The organism is Serratia sp. TSA_130.1 (assembly GCF_052691795.1).
On sequence record NZ_JBQZFS010000002.1, the window covers coordinates 224,389 to 240,465 of the forward strand.

Sequence of the window (16,077 nt, forward strand, 5' to 3'; positions counted from 1 at the left end):
CGGTAACTATCTGGCTAAAGTGGAAATTAAGAGTATGTTGCTACATTGCCCTCAGTGTTTCAATGCATTGTAGATCTTTTCTGCCAATGCTTGTGAAATACCCGGCACTTTTGCAATTTCCTCCACGCTGGCGTTCAACAAAGGTTGCAGTCCGCCCATATACTTCAACAGCACCTGGCGCCGTTTCGGCCCTACGCCCTCAATCAGTTCCAGTGCGCTGGTATTTCTGACTTTCGCCCTTCTCTGCCGGTGACCGGTAATCGCATGATTATGTGAATCATCGCGGATGTGTTGGATCACATGCAGCGCCGGCGAATCCGGTGGCAACGAAATCCCTTCGCCTTCCGGCACGAAGAACAACGTTTCTAACCCGGCCTTGCGATCGGCGCCTTTGGCGATGCCGATCAGCAACGGTTTATTCTTGTCCCAGGTGACGTTCAGCGAGTTGAACACGTCGATCGCCATGCCGAGCTGCCCTTTGCCGCCGTCGATGAAAATGACATCCGGGATTTTTTTCTCTTCCAGCGCTTTGCCGTAACGGCGTTTCAGCACCTGCGTCATCGCCGCGTAGTCATCGCCGGGGGTGATGCCGCTAATATTGTAGCGCCGATACTCCGAACGCACCGGGCCGTTTCCGTCGAACACCACGCACGAAGCTACGGTCTGTTCGCCCATGGTATGGCTGATATCGAAGCACTCCATACGATTGATTTCCGCCAGATTCAGCACCTTGGCCAATTCCGCCAGCCGCTGATGGATCGTCGACTGTTGCGAAAGCTTGGTGGTCAACGCCGTTGCCGCGTTGGTACGGGCCAGCTTCAGATAACGGGCGCGGTCGCCGCGCGGCTTGCTTTGAATTTGGATCTTGCGCCCCGCCAACTCGGAGAGCGATTCTGCGAGCAGGTCCTTTTCCGGCAAGCTGAAATCCAACAGGATCTCGCCGGGCAACGTGCGCGCCTGGCTGCCCTGCAGGTAAAACTGGCCGACGAAAGTCTGCACCACTTCGCTCATATCCGTACCGCCCGGCACCTTAGGGAAATAGCTGCGGCTGCCCAACACCTTGCCCTGACGGATGAACAGCACGTGCAGGCATGCCATACCGGCGTCGAACGCCACGCCGATGACATCCAGATCGTCACTGTCGCCCGAGACGAACTGCCGCTCGGTAACGCGGCGCACGGCCTGAATTTGATCGCGTATGCGCGCCGCCTCTTCGAAATTGAGCAGCTTGCTGGCTTCTTCCATGCGGGCAATCAGCTGGTGCAACACCTGTTGATCTTTGCCCGAAAGAAACAGCCGCACATAGTCCACCTGTTGCCGGTACTCTTCTTCACTCACCAGGCCGGCGACGCAAGGGCCCAGACAGCGGCCGATCTGATACTGCAGACACGGGCGCGAGCGGTTGCGATACACGCTGTTTTCGCACTGGCGGATCGGGAACAGCTTCTGCAGCAGCGCCAGCGTTTCGCGCACGGCGTAAGAGTTGGGAAAAGGACCGAAATATTCGCCCTTGGCGTGTTTGGCGCCGCGATGCACCGCTAAACGGGGATGGGTATCGGCGCTGAGAAAAATCAGCGGATAAGATTTATCGTCTCGCAAAAGAACATTATATCGCGGTTGGTACAATTTAATGTAGTTATGTTCCAACAACAGCGCTTCTGTTTCGGTATGGGTAACCGTTACGTCTATTTGCGCGATATTTTTAACCAGCGTTTCGGTTTTACGGCTGCTGACCTGCTGCCGAAAATAGCTGGCGAGACGTTTTTTCAGGTCTTTGGCTTTACCGACATAGATCACCGTGCCAGTGGCGTCATACATACGATAGACGCCAGGTTGGCTGGTGACGGTACTCAGGAAAGCTTTGGCATCAAAACGGTCATTCACTGCTTAACAACGTCTCCGCATTGAACAATCCATGTCGGATGGCCAGGTGGGTCAGTTCGACGTCGCCGCTGATATTCAATTTGCTGAACATACGGTAACGGTAACTGTTCACCGTTTTCGGGCTGAGACTCAGTTGCTCCGAGATCTCATTCACTTTTTTGCCTTTGGTGATCATCAACATGATCTGCAGCTCGCGCTCAGACAGGCAGCTGAACGGCGTTTCGGCCTGCGGCTCCAGCTGGCTCAGAGCCATTTGCTGGGCGATGTCAGACGCGATGTAGCGCTGCCCCGCATGCACGGAACGCAAGGCGTTAATCACTTCCTGCGGCGCGGCGCCCTTGCTCAGGTAGCCGGCGGCACCCGCCTGCATCACCTTCGCGGGCAAGGGATTTTCGGTATGGATAGTCAGCATGATGACTTTGACGTCGGGTGCATAACGCACAATCTTGCGCGTGGCTTCCAGCCCGCCAATGCCCGGCATATTCATGTCCATCAGCACGATATCGACAGCGTTGCCACGGCACCATTTTACGGCGTCTTCACCGCACTGGGCCTCACCGACAACTTTTATACCTTTGATATCTTCAAGAATGCGTCGTATCCCTGCGCGCACCAGTTCGTGGTCATCAACAAGAAGAACGCTAATCAAGGAAAATTCTCCAAAAAAAGGGAGTAACGCAATCAGCCTCTGTTTTCGCCAGAGATATTACTTGTTTTTCAGACAAGAATGAACACAGATTAATACATACTTCCGAATAACTTTGCGGAGCATAGCTGATTTTTCAATTTTAGCCGTCTATGCCGCCGATAAATCGTCACGTCGGAAAAGATCGAGCGACGAAAATAATTTCGTCGCGCTGCGTCAGACACAGGATAGCGCGACAATCATGCCGCGAGGGAGAAATCTGTGTAAGCAATCACGACATGAATAATATTAACACGGCTGTTGGCTGTTTGTAATCATTTGATATTTAAAGCCGCGGCCAACGCGAGCCTGACAGCCGGCGTACAAAACTATTATTACCGACCAACGCCGGCAAAATCAGTGCCACCCGCCCCTAATAATTATAATAACCCCGATTGTTCAACAATAACGAGCCGGGCAAATACTTGTTAACCGCCTCGAAATAACTGGCCGACAATGGATGACCCGGACGTGCAATGAGCAAACTTCACCCACCAGCGCCGCCAGAGCAAGCCCGGTGCAGATGGCTGACGCATGCTATGCTATACTCCGCGCCCAGTTAAATTCGCCGCCGTGCGTGGGCAACTTGCCTATAGTCCGCGCGCGGTGCGCTAAAGCAGCTTGTATCAGGCTACGGCCTCAAAAATCAGGAGAGAAAATGAGCAACGTTGATTTCACTACGTCTGCAAACCCGGAGATCTTGGCGACCGAGGTTGCCTGCCTCAAAGCCACGCTGACGCTGATCCTGAAGTCGATCGGCCAGGCCGATGCCGGGAAAGTCATCATCAACATGGAACGTTTCATCGCCCAGATTGAAGATCCGACTCAGGCGGAAATCTTCAAGAACAGCATTCAGCAAATCAAGCACGCTTACCGCCAGTAAACGTTGCCGCTCAGACCCGCGATTCATGCGGGTCTGTTTTTCCCCGCACTACGCAATACGCCATTGATTCTGCTCAGGCTTTCGGGCAGTGTGTTGGCTTTCCCCCGACACCCGAGACCGTTATGGGCATCTTTGTCAAAGCGCTGATAGGCGCGCTGGTCGTGGTTCTGATCGGCCTGCTGGCCAAAACGCGCAACTATTATATCGCCGGTTTAGTCCCGCTCTTCCCCACTTTCGCTTTGATTGCGCATTATGTTGTCGGCAGCGAACGTTCAATAGCGGCGCTGAAAACGACGCTGATTTTCGGCATGTGGGCGGTGTTGCCCTATCTGGTGTATTTGATTTCGCTGTATTTCCTGATTAACAGTCTGCGGCTGTCGTTAGCGCTGGGGGCGGCGGTACTGTGCTGGATTGCGGCGGCGTGGCTATTAATTACGCTGTGGGGATGGTGGCAAGGACGTTAACGCCCTTGCCTGGGCGGTTACGGCCGCCCTGCCTGCAAAACGAAGCCTCGCTGCCGATCGCCGGCGATACGCAGATAGCGGCTTTCACCGGCGCGCAGCGTCATCGGCACGCTGCCGCTGGTATCTCGCCAAATACACAGAGAGTTCTCTATCATATCTTGCCCGATGCTCACCGAAGTATTGCCCGGCGGCACGCGAAACTCCGCTTTTTCTTTCGCGCCCAGCGAAGCGGCGAACTCCCCATTCACATAAACGCCGGTGCGGCAGCTACCCGCCAGCATTCCACTGTCGCGCACCACCACCACCGTGGCGTATGGCGTATCCGGGATATTCTGATAAAGCATCAGACGGCTTGGGGGCGGTAATTCAGCCTGTTGCGGTGGTACGGCTTGGGTCGCACATCCCGTCAACAGTGCAGAGGCGAACAACAACGCGGCGTAATGCTTCATCCTTGGCTCCTGAAAAAAATAATGCTTATCGTAACAAGAGAATAGCTGCTGTCAGTAGCCTTCATGTCGCAAAGACGAAAAAATCGGATAACTTCCCACTTATCGCCCTGCGCGTCTTTCCGGATAAGAAGATTCTGTATTAAAGACCTTGAAATAAAGGCGATTTTTACAAATTTAAAACTTTACCATGCCGCGTTGGATATCTGCCGCAAACGCGTCACTGACGTAGCTGAAGCCATCCGGCGTGACGTAAACCCGGGTATGACCGGTCTCTGACAGCACTGCCACCATATATCCCAGACTGAGCATTTCATGCGAAGGAACATTCATCGGCGTTAGAAATCCGCGTCCGCGGCACCACTGATAAAAGCGAGTTCGCCCATATCCCAACACGGTGCCAACATCGGAAAGGTGCTTAAAATTATCATAATCCCCTGATGGTGAAGGCAAACCGCCATGGCTTTCAGGCGTTTTCTTTATCCCAGACAAAATAAACTCCTTTTTTGAACCTGTCGCTAACGGTTATCCCTCATCTGAGCTGAATTTAAAAAATCCAAATTTAAAATGCAAATGAATTCCCTGTAACTAAAAAGTATTTAATGGAAGAATTCCGAAAATAAAGGCACAATAAAAAAACAGAAATAAAAAAATAGAGCATTAATACCGTGCATTAAAACTTGGCCATGGGTAAATATCTTAATTCAAAATTCCATTTAAACAGGATAAGAAAATACTTAGCTTGCATACTGTTCTTCCCTCTCATAACGCTGAGATAATGACCAAGCCATGCAGCAAAAAGAGAAAAGATATAAAATCGCTCTGCCCACACACTCTCATCGTCAGATCTGCCCCTTGTAAGCCTCTCCCCTATCGCCGACGGCGCATTTCAGGGTGCCGTTGCCTCAATCACACCTAAACAATAACCATTATCATTTCCAATTGTGTCGTCAGTTGATTACACTTTTTCGCATCGCTGGTTGGGAAGATTCCTAGTCAGTGATCACCAGGATAGAGGAAGAGTTAGGGACACCATGAAGAATTACCGTTGTTTGATTGTTTTGCCGTTATTGATGATGACTGCTTGTACCCAATGGGAAAGACCCGGCGCAGTTGAGAGCACCCGAAATGCCGAATATGCCGAATGCCGCAGTCGTGGCTACGATCGCTTCCCGCCAGACGTCGTGCGGGACGTAGAGTTCAGCTACGAAAACAAATACATCCCTTGCGAGAAGAATAAGAAAGATTGTCCATCGGGATATCGCTATGACAAAGAGCCGTCGATCAAAACGGTACAGACCGATCGCAATCAGTCAGCCCGAAACGCCACCATCGAGGCTTGTATGTACGGCAAGGGCTGGCGAGAGAAAACCTACTATTGGCCGCAGTGGTGATGCAGCGAAATCGATTTGGACTGAAACGCCACTGCCGCGATGCCCCATCAATTATCGTCGTCGCTGCAATGCCTTCCCAGAGCAACCAGCGTTTCCGTCCGCACCGGCGTTAAAGGGACGCGTGGCGGCGGCAAAGGCCACCCCAACAGGTGCCGCGCCGCCGTCGCGCAAACCTTGCCCTGACAGGCTCCCATACCACAGCGGCTGCTCAGCTTGGCCGTGTTCCAGTCAGGTTGATGGCATACCTGTTCCAGCGTGACGTCTTCGCAGCGGCACAGCAGCGTCTGCGGTTTGGCCAGATAACTCATGCGTTCATCAAGCGCAAAAGCGGCCGCTGTCGACGTGGCGAAACGCCGCCATCGCCGCCGCTGCGCCGTCAGGGATTCGGCTTTTGCCTTTTGCCCGGTGGCGGCATAACCGGCGATGGCGCCGGTGGTGAGCGCCAGTTCACTGCCGCCGATACCGGTACACTCCCCGGCGGCATAAATTTGCGCCTGGCTGGTTTGCTGCCAATAATCCACCGCGACGGCGTCGTGTGCGATCCGGCATCCCAGCAGCATCGCCAGTTCAATATTCGCCACCAAACCGAAGCCGCAGGCCAGCCTGTCGCAGGCCACCGTACTTTCCCGCCCGCCGTTGCCGACGCGCACTGACGTCAAGCGCTCTTGCCCCAATGCCGCCAATACTCGGCTATCGGCACGGTAATGAGGCTGAATCAGAGAAAACGACTGACGCAGCTTGGGCGGCCAACGCCACAGGCCGCCGGCGAATGCCGCCAATCGCCGCAGCGCCGCCTGTTCCGCGACCAGCACGACCTCGCCACCGGCCTGTTTCACACTTTTCGCCACCGCCAACAGCAACGGACCGCTGCCGGCTATCACCACCCGCTCACCGCGGATCGCCAGCCCCTGCTTGATTTGCGCCTGTAGACCACCGGCGCCGCTCACTCCCGGCAACGTCCAGCCAGGAAACGGCAGCAGCAGCTCACGGGCGCCATTGCATAGAATCAGCTTTTGATAGCGAATCACGCCGCAGCCTTCGGCGTCTTCATACGCCAATCGGTTAGCGCCACACTGCGCCACCAGCTTGCAGCCGGAGTGCAGCACAATATTTTCCCGCGCCGCCATCGCCTGCCGATATCGTCTCGCCGCTTCAGGCAAAGCCACCTGCGGCCCATCACGCCAGATTTGCCCACCGGGGTGCGGATTATCATCGATCACCCGTATCTGCCCCTCGTTTTCCGCCGCCGCCAGCGCTGCCGCCATGCCGGCCGGCCCGGCGCCGACGATCAGCACCTCGCAATCGAAGTCACTCATCATCGCTCCTCTCAATCCGCATGCCGGATTGGCACAACGTCTGGCACGCCAGGCAGCGCAGACCGTTAATGGTTACCCGGCACTCCTGACAAACGCCCATGCCGCAAAATGGTGCGCGCGGCTGGCGTGAAATCGACAACCGGCAATGATCCCCGCCGCACAAACTGAGCGCCGCGGCAACGCTGATGCCAACCGGCACCCGGTAGGGTTTGCCATCGATGCTCAACGCGAGCGTGTTTTGCCTCTCTTTCATACGGACAACTCCTCGGCGGCAAACGCCCGCGCCGCCAAATACGGGGAATCATCAATCTCCGGCGCCTGCCGGCCGATCTGCGCAGCAAGCAGCGCGGCGCTGCCGAGGGCGGTCGTGACGCCCAGCCCCTCGTGCCCCAACGCCAACCACAACCAGGTATGCCGCGGATGTGCGCCCAACAGCGGCAATCCATCGGCAGAGGCGGCGCGCAGCCCGGTCCAACAGCGAATGATGTTCAGCTGCGCCAGTGTGGGCAAGAAATGCTGCGCGCGCATGAGCATCGCCGCCAGCAGCGGCATATCCAATGACGAATCGACGGAATCGAACTGGCGGGAAGAACCGATCAGCCATTGCCCGGTGGGCCGCGCCTGCACATTGAACGCCACGGAAGCGCCGTCGCTGGCATGCGCGCTGGCGCCATACCCCAGCTCCACCAACTGATGCCGCACCCGCGGCGGATAACGATCGGTGATCGCCAGGTGGCCCTTCTTGGCACGCAGCAACGGCTGCGATAACAAATCATTGGCCCGCAGGCCGCAGGCCAAGACGACCACCGGCGCCGCCAGCTCTCTGCCGTCCGCCAACCGCACAGCCGCCTCGTCCAGCGCGATCGCTTCACCCTGCACCACATCGATCGCCACGCCAGCGTCGGCCAACAGCCAACGCGCCGCCTGCGGCGCATACAAAATGCCGTCGCCCGGCACCCGCAGCCCACCAGCGAGCCCCTGCCGCAGCATCGGCTCCATGGCGGCAACCTGCTCCGCCGTCAGCAGTTCCGCCGCCACGCCCTGCTCCGCCAGCCGCGCCCGCTTTTGTTCGGCGATGGCCATTTCATTCGCTTGCTCCGCTAACCACAGCGTTCCGCAGCCGCGCCAGGCGCAGGCTTGCGGCATCCGGCCCGTCACTTCACGCCATAACCGCAGCGAATAAGCGCTCAACGCCAGCTCGGCCGGGTTGTCGTCCATGCATACCAAGTGCCCCATGCCGGCGGCGGTGGCGCCAGCGCGACAGTCGTCCACCACCGAGACGCGGTACCCCTCCCTCGCCAACCGCCAGGCGCAGGCGGCGCCGATGATGCCGGCACCCACCACGATGGCATCAACTCCCCGTCCGCCGCCCATCAGCGTATGCCCCAGACAAAAGGATCGCGTTCGTCGAGCAGCAGTTGGCTATCGGCGCATACATAAGCCTGCCCACGAATAAAGGGGGTGATGCGCTCGCCGTTCCAGCGGTAATAAGCCTGGAATTCGCTGCCGATGACGCTGGCCTGGCGCCAGTGCATATCGGGCGCCAGTTTGCCGTCCGCCGCCAGACACGCCAGCTTGGCGCTGGTGCCGGTGCCGCACGGCGATCGATCGTAGGCTTTGCCGGGGCACAGCACGAAGCTGCGGCTGTCGGCCTGCGGATCGTCACCGAACAGCTCGATATGGTCGATCGCCCCGCCGTCTTCGCCACGAATGCCCGCCTGTTCAAGCGCCTGCCGGACCGCCCAGGTGAACGCGGTCAGCGCCTCCAGATTGTGTTTATCGATGGTCAACGGCGACTCGCCGATGAGAAAAAACCAGTTTCCCCCCCAGGCAATGTCCCCCGTCACCGGGCCGTAACCGGCCACCTCAACTCGCACCTGGTGGCGATAACGATAAGCCGCCACGTTCTCTACGGTAACGCTGCCGTCATCATGCAGCGTGGCGTTCACCGGGCCGACCGGGGTCTCGATCAGATGACGCCCGGCGCGGATGCGCCCGAGATGCGCCAACGAAGCAATCAGCCCGATAGTGCCGTGGCCGCACATGCCCAGATAGCCGGTGTTGTTGAAAAAGATCACCCCGGCGGTAGCCTGCGGCGAACAAGGCCGACACAGCAACGCCCCCACCAACACGTCATTGCCGCGGGGTTCGAGCATCACCGCGCAGCGCCAATCGTCATAATGTTGCGCGAAATGCGCCCGCCGTTCCGCCATGCTGCCTTCGCCAAGGTCGGGGAAGCCTTCGACGATCAGCCGGGTCGGCTCCCCGCCGGTATGAGAATCGATCGCCCGCAAAGCGGTGATATGCGCAGAAAGTGCCATCGGCGTCTCCAGGGTTAATGAGATGTTACCAATGGCGTTAGCCTGAACGAATGCGCGCATGACGGCTTGATGCGTTTCGGCGTGGCGAATGAAGAAATCAGCACAATGAGGACAGGCTAGCCTGGCCCATCACGGGCATACGTTTAACGCAACCATAACAATAATTTATTTATCATGACGTTACTTTCATGCTAAACCACCGCGTAGCGAGAAATACCGCAGTTTTCAAGCAACCGGCGCGCGCCGTCCGGCAAAAGTATGCGGCGATCCGCATATTTGGTAGCCAGCCGGAAATAGCGCTTGATTCGTTACAAAAAAGTTAATATTGATGCGAAAGCGCCAACCTGGCCGCCTGTTTTTCCGGCTAACGACCGAAAAGGGACTGCTATGCGATCCATTTCAGACCATCAACATCAGATTTCTCCCTCACCGCCTGCCCTGGTGGAGCTGCCGGATCAGGAGGACGTTTTCGCCGTCGAACATTTGTCGCGCCTGTGCGACGGGCTGGCGCAGCAGCGTCCGAACAACCTGCGCGATCTGCTCAATACGCTGGCGCTGATCGCGCCGTTGCTGAACGCGATTCCCAATGTGGTGTTCTTTATCAAAGACGCCCAGGCGCGCTACCTGTTGGCCAACCTGACGCTGGCCAGGCGCTGCGGCTTCAAGACCGTCGCGCCGCTGCTGGGCAAGACGTCCGCCGACGTTTTCCCCGCGCAGCTCGGATCCGGCTACACCGAGCAAGATCTGCGGGTATTGCGCCACGGCGTGCTGATCCAGGATCAGCTGGAAATGCACCTGTACAACGGCCGTGAAACCGGCTGGTGCCTGACGCAAAAGCTGGCGCTGTACGACGCGCAGGGAAAAATCATCGGAATGGCGGGCATTTCACACGATCTGCAAGAGGCCAAAGCCAATCATCCGGCTTACCAACGGCTGGCCGCGATCGACGTATACATCCGCCGCCACTACGCCCGGCCGATCGCGCTCGAGGAGCTGACGGCGTTGACCGGGTTATCGGTGGCGCAGATAGAACGCTACTGCAAACGTATCTTCCACCTCACTCCGCGCCAGATGATCCACAAAGTGCGGCTGGAAAAGGCCACGGAACTGCTGGCGGGCGAGCTGCCGATCACCGACATCGCGCTGCAGTGCGGCTATACCGATCACAGCGCCTTCAGCCGTCAGTTCAAAGCGATGACTGGTTCCACGCCGCGCGATTTCCGCCTGACGCTTTCCGCTTAATTCTCTGATTTACCGCATAAAAATCATTCTTTATGGCGCACCGGCGCCCGATTTCTGCATGCCCGCTTTCCGGCGCCATTGTGCCAATTTCGTCGCAGCAATCGGCGAAAAGCGTCAAGCCTCCCTGTGCAATACCGGTCAATCTGTCGGTGAGCCTCACCAAAGATTCACTTTTTATTAACACTTTCGGATGACAGGACAAACACGATGAGCCATAAAACCCTAAGCTGGAGCGGCGTATTCCCGGCGGTGACGACCCAGTTCCGCAACGATTTTTCTCTGGACCTCGACGCCACGCATACGGTGATCAAAAACCTGGTGCGTGACGGCGTCTCCGGCCTGGTCGTCTGCGGCACCGTCGGTGAAAACACCTCGATGACGGTACAGGAAAAGCTGGCGGTGATCGAAGTGGCTAGGGACGCCGCCGACGGCCAAGTGCCGGTGATCGCCGGCATCGCCGAATTCACCACCGCCTTCGCGCAAAACATGGCGCGTGAAGCGCAAAAGGCCGGCGTCGACGGCATTATGGTGATGCCGGCGCTGGTCTACTCCGCCAAGCCGCACGAAACCGCCGCGCACTTTCGCAGCGTCGCCGGCGCTACCGATCTGCCGATCATGGTCTACAACAACCCTCCCATTTACAAAAATGACGTCACGCCCGACATCCTGACCTCACTGGTCGACTGCGAGAACATCGTGTGTTTCAAAGACTCGTCGGGCGACACCCGCCGCTTTATCGATCTGCGCAACGAAGTCGGCGATCGCTTCGTACTGTTCGCCGGGTTGGATGATGTGGTGCTGGAGAGCATCGCCGTCGGCGCGCAAGGCTGGATCTCCGGCATGTCCAACGCTTTCCCGCGCGAAGGGGAAACCCTGTTCCGTCTGGCGAAGGAAAAACGCTATGAGGAAGCGCTGGCGCTGTACAGCTGGTTCATGCCGCTGCTGCATCTCGATGCCCGCCCCGATCTGGTGCAATGCATCAAGCTGTGCGAACAGCGGGTCGGCCGCGGCAGCGCCATCACTCGCCCGCCGCGTCTGGCGCTGCAGGGTGAAACGCTCTCCGAAATCAACGCCGTGATCGATAAAGCGCTGGCCACTCGTCCCGCGCTGCCGAACGTCGGCCTGTAACGCCTTCACCGCCCGGCCACGCCGGGCGTCGCACTTTCTCTACCGGGGGGACCCATGCCCAACGCTCGCGATGCCGCCATCAGCGGCCAACAATTTATCGGCGGCCAGCGCCGTGCTACGGGAGAAGCGGCGCTGCTCAGCCTGCGCGCCGACGACGGTCAGCCGACCGGCTACCGCTTCCACCAGGCTACGGCGGCAGAAACCGCCGCCGCCGCCGAAGCCGCCGCGGCGGCCTTTGATCCCTATTCGCAATGCAGCGCCGAACAACGCGCGAGTTTTCTCGACGCCATCGCCGAGGAGCTGGACGCGTTGGATGAGACCTTCTTCGCCTTCGCCATGCAGGAAACCGCTCTGCCGCCGGCGCGGTTAAGCGGCGAACGCGCCAGAACCAGCGGCCAGATGCGGCTGTTCGCCACGCTGCTGCGACGCGGCGACGTCGAGGGCGTGCGCATCGACTGCGCGTTGCCGCTGCGTTCTCCTCTGCCGCGTCCCGATCTGCGTCAATATCGCACGGCGCTCGGTCCGGTGGCGGTGTTCGGCGCCAGCAACTTTCCGCTGGCGTTTTCCACCGCGGGCGGTGATACCGCCGCCGCGCTCGCCGCCGGCTGCCCGGTCGTGTTCAAGGCACACAGCGGCCATATGATCACCGCCGAGCTGACCGCTCAGGCGATCGAGCGCGCAAGGGAACGTATGGGCATGCCCGCCGGCGTCTTCAACATGATCTTCGGCAACCGTGTGGGAGCCGAGCTGGTGCAGCATCCGGCGATTCAGGCCGTGGGGTTTACCGGCTCACTGCAAGGCGGCCGGGCGCTGTTCGATCTGGCCGCGCAGCGTCCCCAGCCGATCCCGGTCTTCGCCGAGATGTCGAGCATTAACCCGGTCGTGATCCTGCCGCAGGCGTTGGCTCGGCGCGGGCAGCACATCGCGCAGGAACTGGTCTCCTCCTTCACGCTCGGCTGTGGCCAGTTTTGCACCAAGCCCGGCGTGATCGTCGCGCTGCGCGGCGTCGCCTTCGAACGGTTGGCCGCGACGATGAGCGCATTGGTCGACGCCGCCCCCCCACAGCCGATGCTGAATGCCGGCACGCTCGAACACTACCGGCGCGGGCTGGCCGCGCTCGATGCCCATCCGCACATACGGCATCTGGCGGGGGAGCGCGAGATTCTGCCTCACCGGGCAGCGGCGCAGCTTTATCAGGCGGAGGAAACATTGCTGCTGCAGGCCGATCCGCTGCTGCAAACAGAGGTCTTCGGCCCGGCCAGCGTGCTGGTGGCGGTAGATAACGAAGCGCAGCTGCATGCGGCGCTGGCGGCGTTGCAAGGCCAGCTGACCGTCACGCTGCTGGCGGAAGACGGCGATCTCGATATGGCCGCCGGGCTGACGGCATTGCTGACGCGCAAAGCCGGCCGGGTGCTGTTCAACGGGTATCCAACCGGGGTAGAGGTGTGCGACGCCATGGTGCACGGGGGCCCTTATCCGGCGACCAGCGACGCACGCGGCACCTCGGTAGGCACGCTGGCCATCGAGCGTTTCCTGCGGCCGGTCTGCCTGCAAAACACCCCAGCGGCGCTGCTGCCGCCGCCGCTGCAGGACGCCAACCCGCTCAACCTGCTGCGGCTGGTGAACGGCGTTTACACCCGAGATCCCATAGTTTCACCTGCCCAACATTAGCCCGGCCGCATCTGCCTGCCACTCAATAACAAAAGGGTAATACCATGACAACCCAAGGCAAATTCAAGAAGCAGCTTACGCTCACCGATCTGACGTTCATCGGTCTGGGCGCCATATTCGGCTCAGGCTGGCTGTTCGCCGCCAGCCATGTCTCCTCCATCGCCGGCCCCGCCGGCATCTATTCCTGGCTGATCGGCGGCCTGGCGGTGCTGCTGCTGGGCATCGTCTACTGCGAGCTGGGCGCCGCCCTGCCGCGCGCCGGCGGCATCATTCGCTATCCGGTGTTCTCGCACGGCGAATTGATGGGCTATCTGCTGGGGTTTATCACGCTGATCGCCTTCTCCAGTCTGATCGCTATCGAGGTCGTCGCCGCCCGTCAGTACGCCGCCGCCTGGTTCCCGCTCCTCAGCCAGCCGGGTTCCGGCGATCCGACAGCGCTCGGCTGGCTGGTGCAGTTGGCGCTGCTGTGCTTTTTCTTCGCGCTCAACTACTACAGCGTCAAAACCTTCGCCAAATCCAATAATCTCATCAGCGTGCTGAAGTTTCTGGTGCCGCTGTTGGTGATCGTGGTGCTGTTCAGCTTTTTCAAACCGGAAAACCTGCACAGTCAGGGCTTTGCCCCCTTCGGCTCCGCCGGGGTTGAAGCCGCCATTTCCGCCGGCGGCATCATCTTCGCCTACCTCGGCCTGACGCCGATCATTTCGGTCGCCAGCGAGGTGCAAAAACCGCAGCGCACCATTCCCATCGCGCTGATCCTGTCGGTAGTGCTGTCCACCATCATCTATGTGCTGCTGCAGATAGCGTTTCTCGGCAGTATCCCCAGCGAGATGCTGAGCGGCGGCTGGGCCGGCATCAGCCAACAGTTTTCCCTGCCTTTCCGCGATATCGCCATCACGCTCGGCATGGGATGGCTGGCGTTTCTGGTGGTCAGCGACGCGATCGTTTCGCCCAGCGGCACCGGCAACATCTACATGAACGCCACGCCTCGCGTGATCTACGGGTGGGCGCGCGCCGGCACCTTCTTCAAACTGTTCACCCGGGTGGATGGTGAATCCGGTATCCCGCGCCCGGCGTTGTGGCTGACCTTCGCCCTCTCGGTCTTCTGGACGCTGCCGTTCCCATCGTGGGAAAAGCTGATCGGCGTGGTGTCCGCCGCGCTGGTGCTGAGTTACGCCATCGCCCCGGTCACCGCCGCCGGGCTGCGGCGCAATGCGCCCGATATGCCGCGTCCGTTCCGGGTGCGCGGTTTCTGCGTGCTCGGCCCGCTGTCATTTATCATTTCGGCGCTGATCGTCTTCTGGTCCGGCTGGGACACCGTCTCCTGGCTGCTCGGCTTGCAGATACTGATGTTCTTCATCTACATCCTGTTCAAGAATCAGGTGCCGACCCACGCCGTTAGCCTCAGGCAGCAAATTTGGTCCTCGCTGTGGCTAATCGTCTTCTATGCGCTGACGATCGCGCTTTCCTACCTCAGCAGTTTCGGCGGCATCGGCGCTATTGCTCATCCGTGGGACACCCTCACCATGGCGGTGATTGCGCTGGCGATTTACTACTGGGGCGCCTATACCTGTTTACCCCAGGCCAATTTTATCGGCGATGAAGAAGAATGACCCAGGGAGGACATCGAAATGACAACCATGCACGTTTTGTCGCTGGAACACGCTTATCAACTGGCGCTACGCGCACTGCGCTGCAACGGCTTCAATCAGGCGCATGCTGAGACAGTGGCGCAAAATGTCATTCAGGGCGAGCGCGACGGCTGTGCTTCGCACGGGTTGTACCGGCTGTTGGGCTGCGTCCGCTCATTACGGGCGGGCAAAGTCTCTGCCGATGCGAAACCCAGGCTCTTCGACCAGGCGCCGGCCATCTTGCGCGCCGATGCCGGCGGCGCCTTTTCCCTGCTCGCCTACCGCACCGCTCTGCCGGCCTTTATCGATAAGGTGCGCGCCAACGGCATCGCCGCCCTGGCGATCAACCGCTGCGTGCATTTCTCCGCGCTGTGGGCCGACATCGAACCGCTGACCGAACAGGGTTTAGTGGCCTTAGCCTGCACGCCCAGCCACGCCTGGGTGACGCCGGCCGGCGGCTCACGCCCGCTATTCGGCACCAACCCCATCGCCTTCGGCTGGCCGCGCCCGGCTCGGCCGCCGTTTTTGTTCGACATGGCCACCAGCGCGGCGGCGCGCGGCGAAATCGAATTGCATCGCCGCGCCGGCACCCCGCTGCCGGAAGGCTGGGGCATTGATAAGGCAGGCAACCCCTCCACCGACGCCGCCAGCGTGTTGGAGGGCGCGATGCTGACTTTCGGCGGCCATAAAGGCTCGGCGCTGGCGGCCATGGTTGAATTGTTGGCTGGGCCGCTGATCGGCGACATGACCAGCAAAGAATCGCTGGCCTATGACGACGGCACGGGTTCATCGCCCTACGGCGGTGAACTGATCATCGCGTTCGATCCCGAGCGTTTTCTCGGCGCGGATAAGGAGCGGTATTTCGCCAGCGCGGAGGCGATGTTTGCCGACATGCAAGCGCAAGGCGCACGCATTCCCGGCGAGCGGCGCTATCGGCAACGACGCCACAGCGAACAATACGGCGTGGAAATCCCCAGGACGCTGTACGACGAGATAGCGGCGCTGTGCGATTAGC

16 protein-coding genes are annotated in these 16,077 nt (G+C 59.3%); 8 read left to right on the plus strand and 8 right to left on the minus strand.

The features are described 5' to 3' along the window. Positions 1-51: 51 nt before the first annotated feature. Both uvrC and uvrY read right to left on the minus strand, forming a co-directional pair. Positions 52-1,884, minus strand: coding sequence for an excinuclease ABC subunit UvrC (gene uvrC, locus ACUTQY_RS07825; protein ID WP_071845073.1), 1,833 nt, complete (start codon positions 1,882-1,884; stop codon positions 52-54). After that, positions 1,877-2,533 (minus strand): UvrY/SirA/GacA family response regulator transcription factor, encoded by a 657-nt coding sequence (uvrY, locus tag ACUTQY_RS07830; protein WP_004927947.1) that lies wholly within the window; start codon positions 2,531-2,533, stop codon positions 1,877-1,879. Before uvrY ends, uvrC begins: the two co-directional genes overlap by 8 nt. A 694-nt stretch (positions 2,534-3,227) precedes the next feature. Between uvrY and ACUTQY_RS07835 the strand changes: the two genes are divergently transcribed. Next, positions 3,228-3,452 carry a DUF2594 family protein gene (locus ACUTQY_RS07835; protein WP_004927950.1) on the plus strand — a complete coding sequence of 75 codons (225 nt, stop codon included), beginning with the start codon at positions 3,228-3,230 and terminating at the stop codon, positions 3,450-3,452. 122 nt (positions 3,453-3,574) lie between these two features. Beyond that, positions 3,575-3,916, plus strand: a complete 342-nt coding sequence (locus ACUTQY_RS07840) for a GlpM family protein (RefSeq protein WP_033642637.1) — start codon at positions 3,575-3,577, stop codon at positions 3,914-3,916. 17 nt (positions 3,917-3,933) lie between these two features. Here ACUTQY_RS07840 and ACUTQY_RS07845 read toward each other — a convergent pair whose 3' ends face one another. Further along, complete coding sequence (locus tag ACUTQY_RS07845; protein ID WP_033642636.1) at positions 3,934-4,365, minus strand: hypothetical protein; 432 nt, start codon at positions 4,363-4,365, stop codon at positions 3,934-3,936. A 174-nt stretch (positions 4,366-4,539) separates the two neighbouring features. Continuing rightward, positions 4,540-4,854, minus strand: a complete 315-nt coding sequence (locus ACUTQY_RS07850) for a hypothetical protein (protein WP_033642635.1) — start codon at positions 4,852-4,854, stop codon at positions 4,540-4,542. 542 nt (positions 4,855-5,396) lie between these two features. Between ACUTQY_RS07850 and ACUTQY_RS07855 the strand changes: the two genes are divergently transcribed. Continuing rightward, positions 5,397-5,756 (plus strand): hypothetical protein, encoded by a 360-nt coding sequence (locus ACUTQY_RS07855; protein ID WP_033642634.1) that lies wholly within the window; start codon positions 5,397-5,399, stop codon positions 5,754-5,756. Positions 5,757-5,803: 47 nt separating this feature from the next. On the opposite strand, the gene ACUTQY_RS07860 is transcribed toward ACUTQY_RS07855, so the two are convergent. From ACUTQY_RS07860 to ACUTQY_RS07875, 4 genes are read right to left on the minus strand one after another with little or no spacing between them, the layout of a single operon-like run. Continuing rightward, the gene (locus tag ACUTQY_RS07860) at positions 5,804-7,072 is read right to left on the minus strand and encodes an NAD(P)/FAD-dependent oxidoreductase (protein WP_046686809.1); all 1,269 of its coding nucleotides are present in this window, start codon (positions 7,070-7,072) and stop codon (positions 5,804-5,806) included. Continuing rightward, entirely contained in the window at positions 7,065-7,325 is a 261-nt protein-coding gene (locus ACUTQY_RS07865) for a (2Fe-2S)-binding protein (protein WP_046686808.1), read from the minus strand. Before ACUTQY_RS07865 ends, ACUTQY_RS07860 begins: the two co-directional genes overlap by 8 nt. Continuing rightward, entirely contained in the window at positions 7,322-8,446 is a 1,125-nt protein-coding gene (locus tag ACUTQY_RS07870) for an NAD(P)/FAD-dependent oxidoreductase (RefSeq protein WP_033642631.1), read from the minus strand. Before ACUTQY_RS07870 ends, ACUTQY_RS07865 begins: the two co-directional genes overlap by 4 nt. After that, entirely contained in the window at positions 8,446-9,393 is a 948-nt protein-coding gene (locus ACUTQY_RS07875) for a 4-hydroxyproline epimerase (protein ID WP_033642630.1), read from the minus strand. The genes ACUTQY_RS07870 and ACUTQY_RS07875 overlap by 1 nt, the downstream gene beginning before the upstream one ends. 387 nt (positions 9,394-9,780) lie before the next feature. On the opposite strand from ACUTQY_RS07875, the gene ACUTQY_RS07880 reads away from it, so the two are divergent. From ACUTQY_RS07880 to ACUTQY_RS07900, 5 genes are all read left to right on the plus strand, one after another. Next, complete coding sequence (locus tag ACUTQY_RS07880) at positions 9,781-10,635, plus strand: AraC family transcriptional regulator (protein WP_033642629.1); 855 nt, start codon at positions 9,781-9,783, stop codon at positions 10,633-10,635. Between the two features lie 207 nt (positions 10,636-10,842). After that, positions 10,843-11,763 carry a dihydrodipicolinate synthase family protein gene (locus tag ACUTQY_RS07885; RefSeq protein ID WP_046686807.1) on the plus strand — a complete coding sequence of 307 codons (921 nt, stop codon included), beginning with the start codon at positions 10,843-10,845 and terminating at the stop codon, positions 11,761-11,763. Positions 11,764-11,817: 54 nt separating this feature from the next. Then, a complete protein-coding gene (locus ACUTQY_RS07890; protein WP_046686806.1) occupies positions 11,818-13,434 on the plus strand; it encodes an aldehyde dehydrogenase (NADP(+)) in 1,617 nt (538 codons plus the stop codon). Positions 13,435-13,478: 44 nt separating this feature from the next. After that, positions 13,479-15,044, plus strand: a complete 1,566-nt coding sequence (locus ACUTQY_RS07895) for an APC family permease (RefSeq protein ID WP_033642626.1) — start codon at positions 13,479-13,481, stop codon at positions 15,042-15,044. A gap of 18 nt (positions 15,045-15,062) precedes the next feature. Further along, positions 15,063-16,076 (plus strand): Ldh family oxidoreductase, encoded by a 1,014-nt coding sequence (locus ACUTQY_RS07900; protein WP_128868879.1) that lies wholly within the window; start codon positions 15,063-15,065, stop codon positions 16,074-16,076. Position 16,077: the final 1 nt, after the last annotated feature.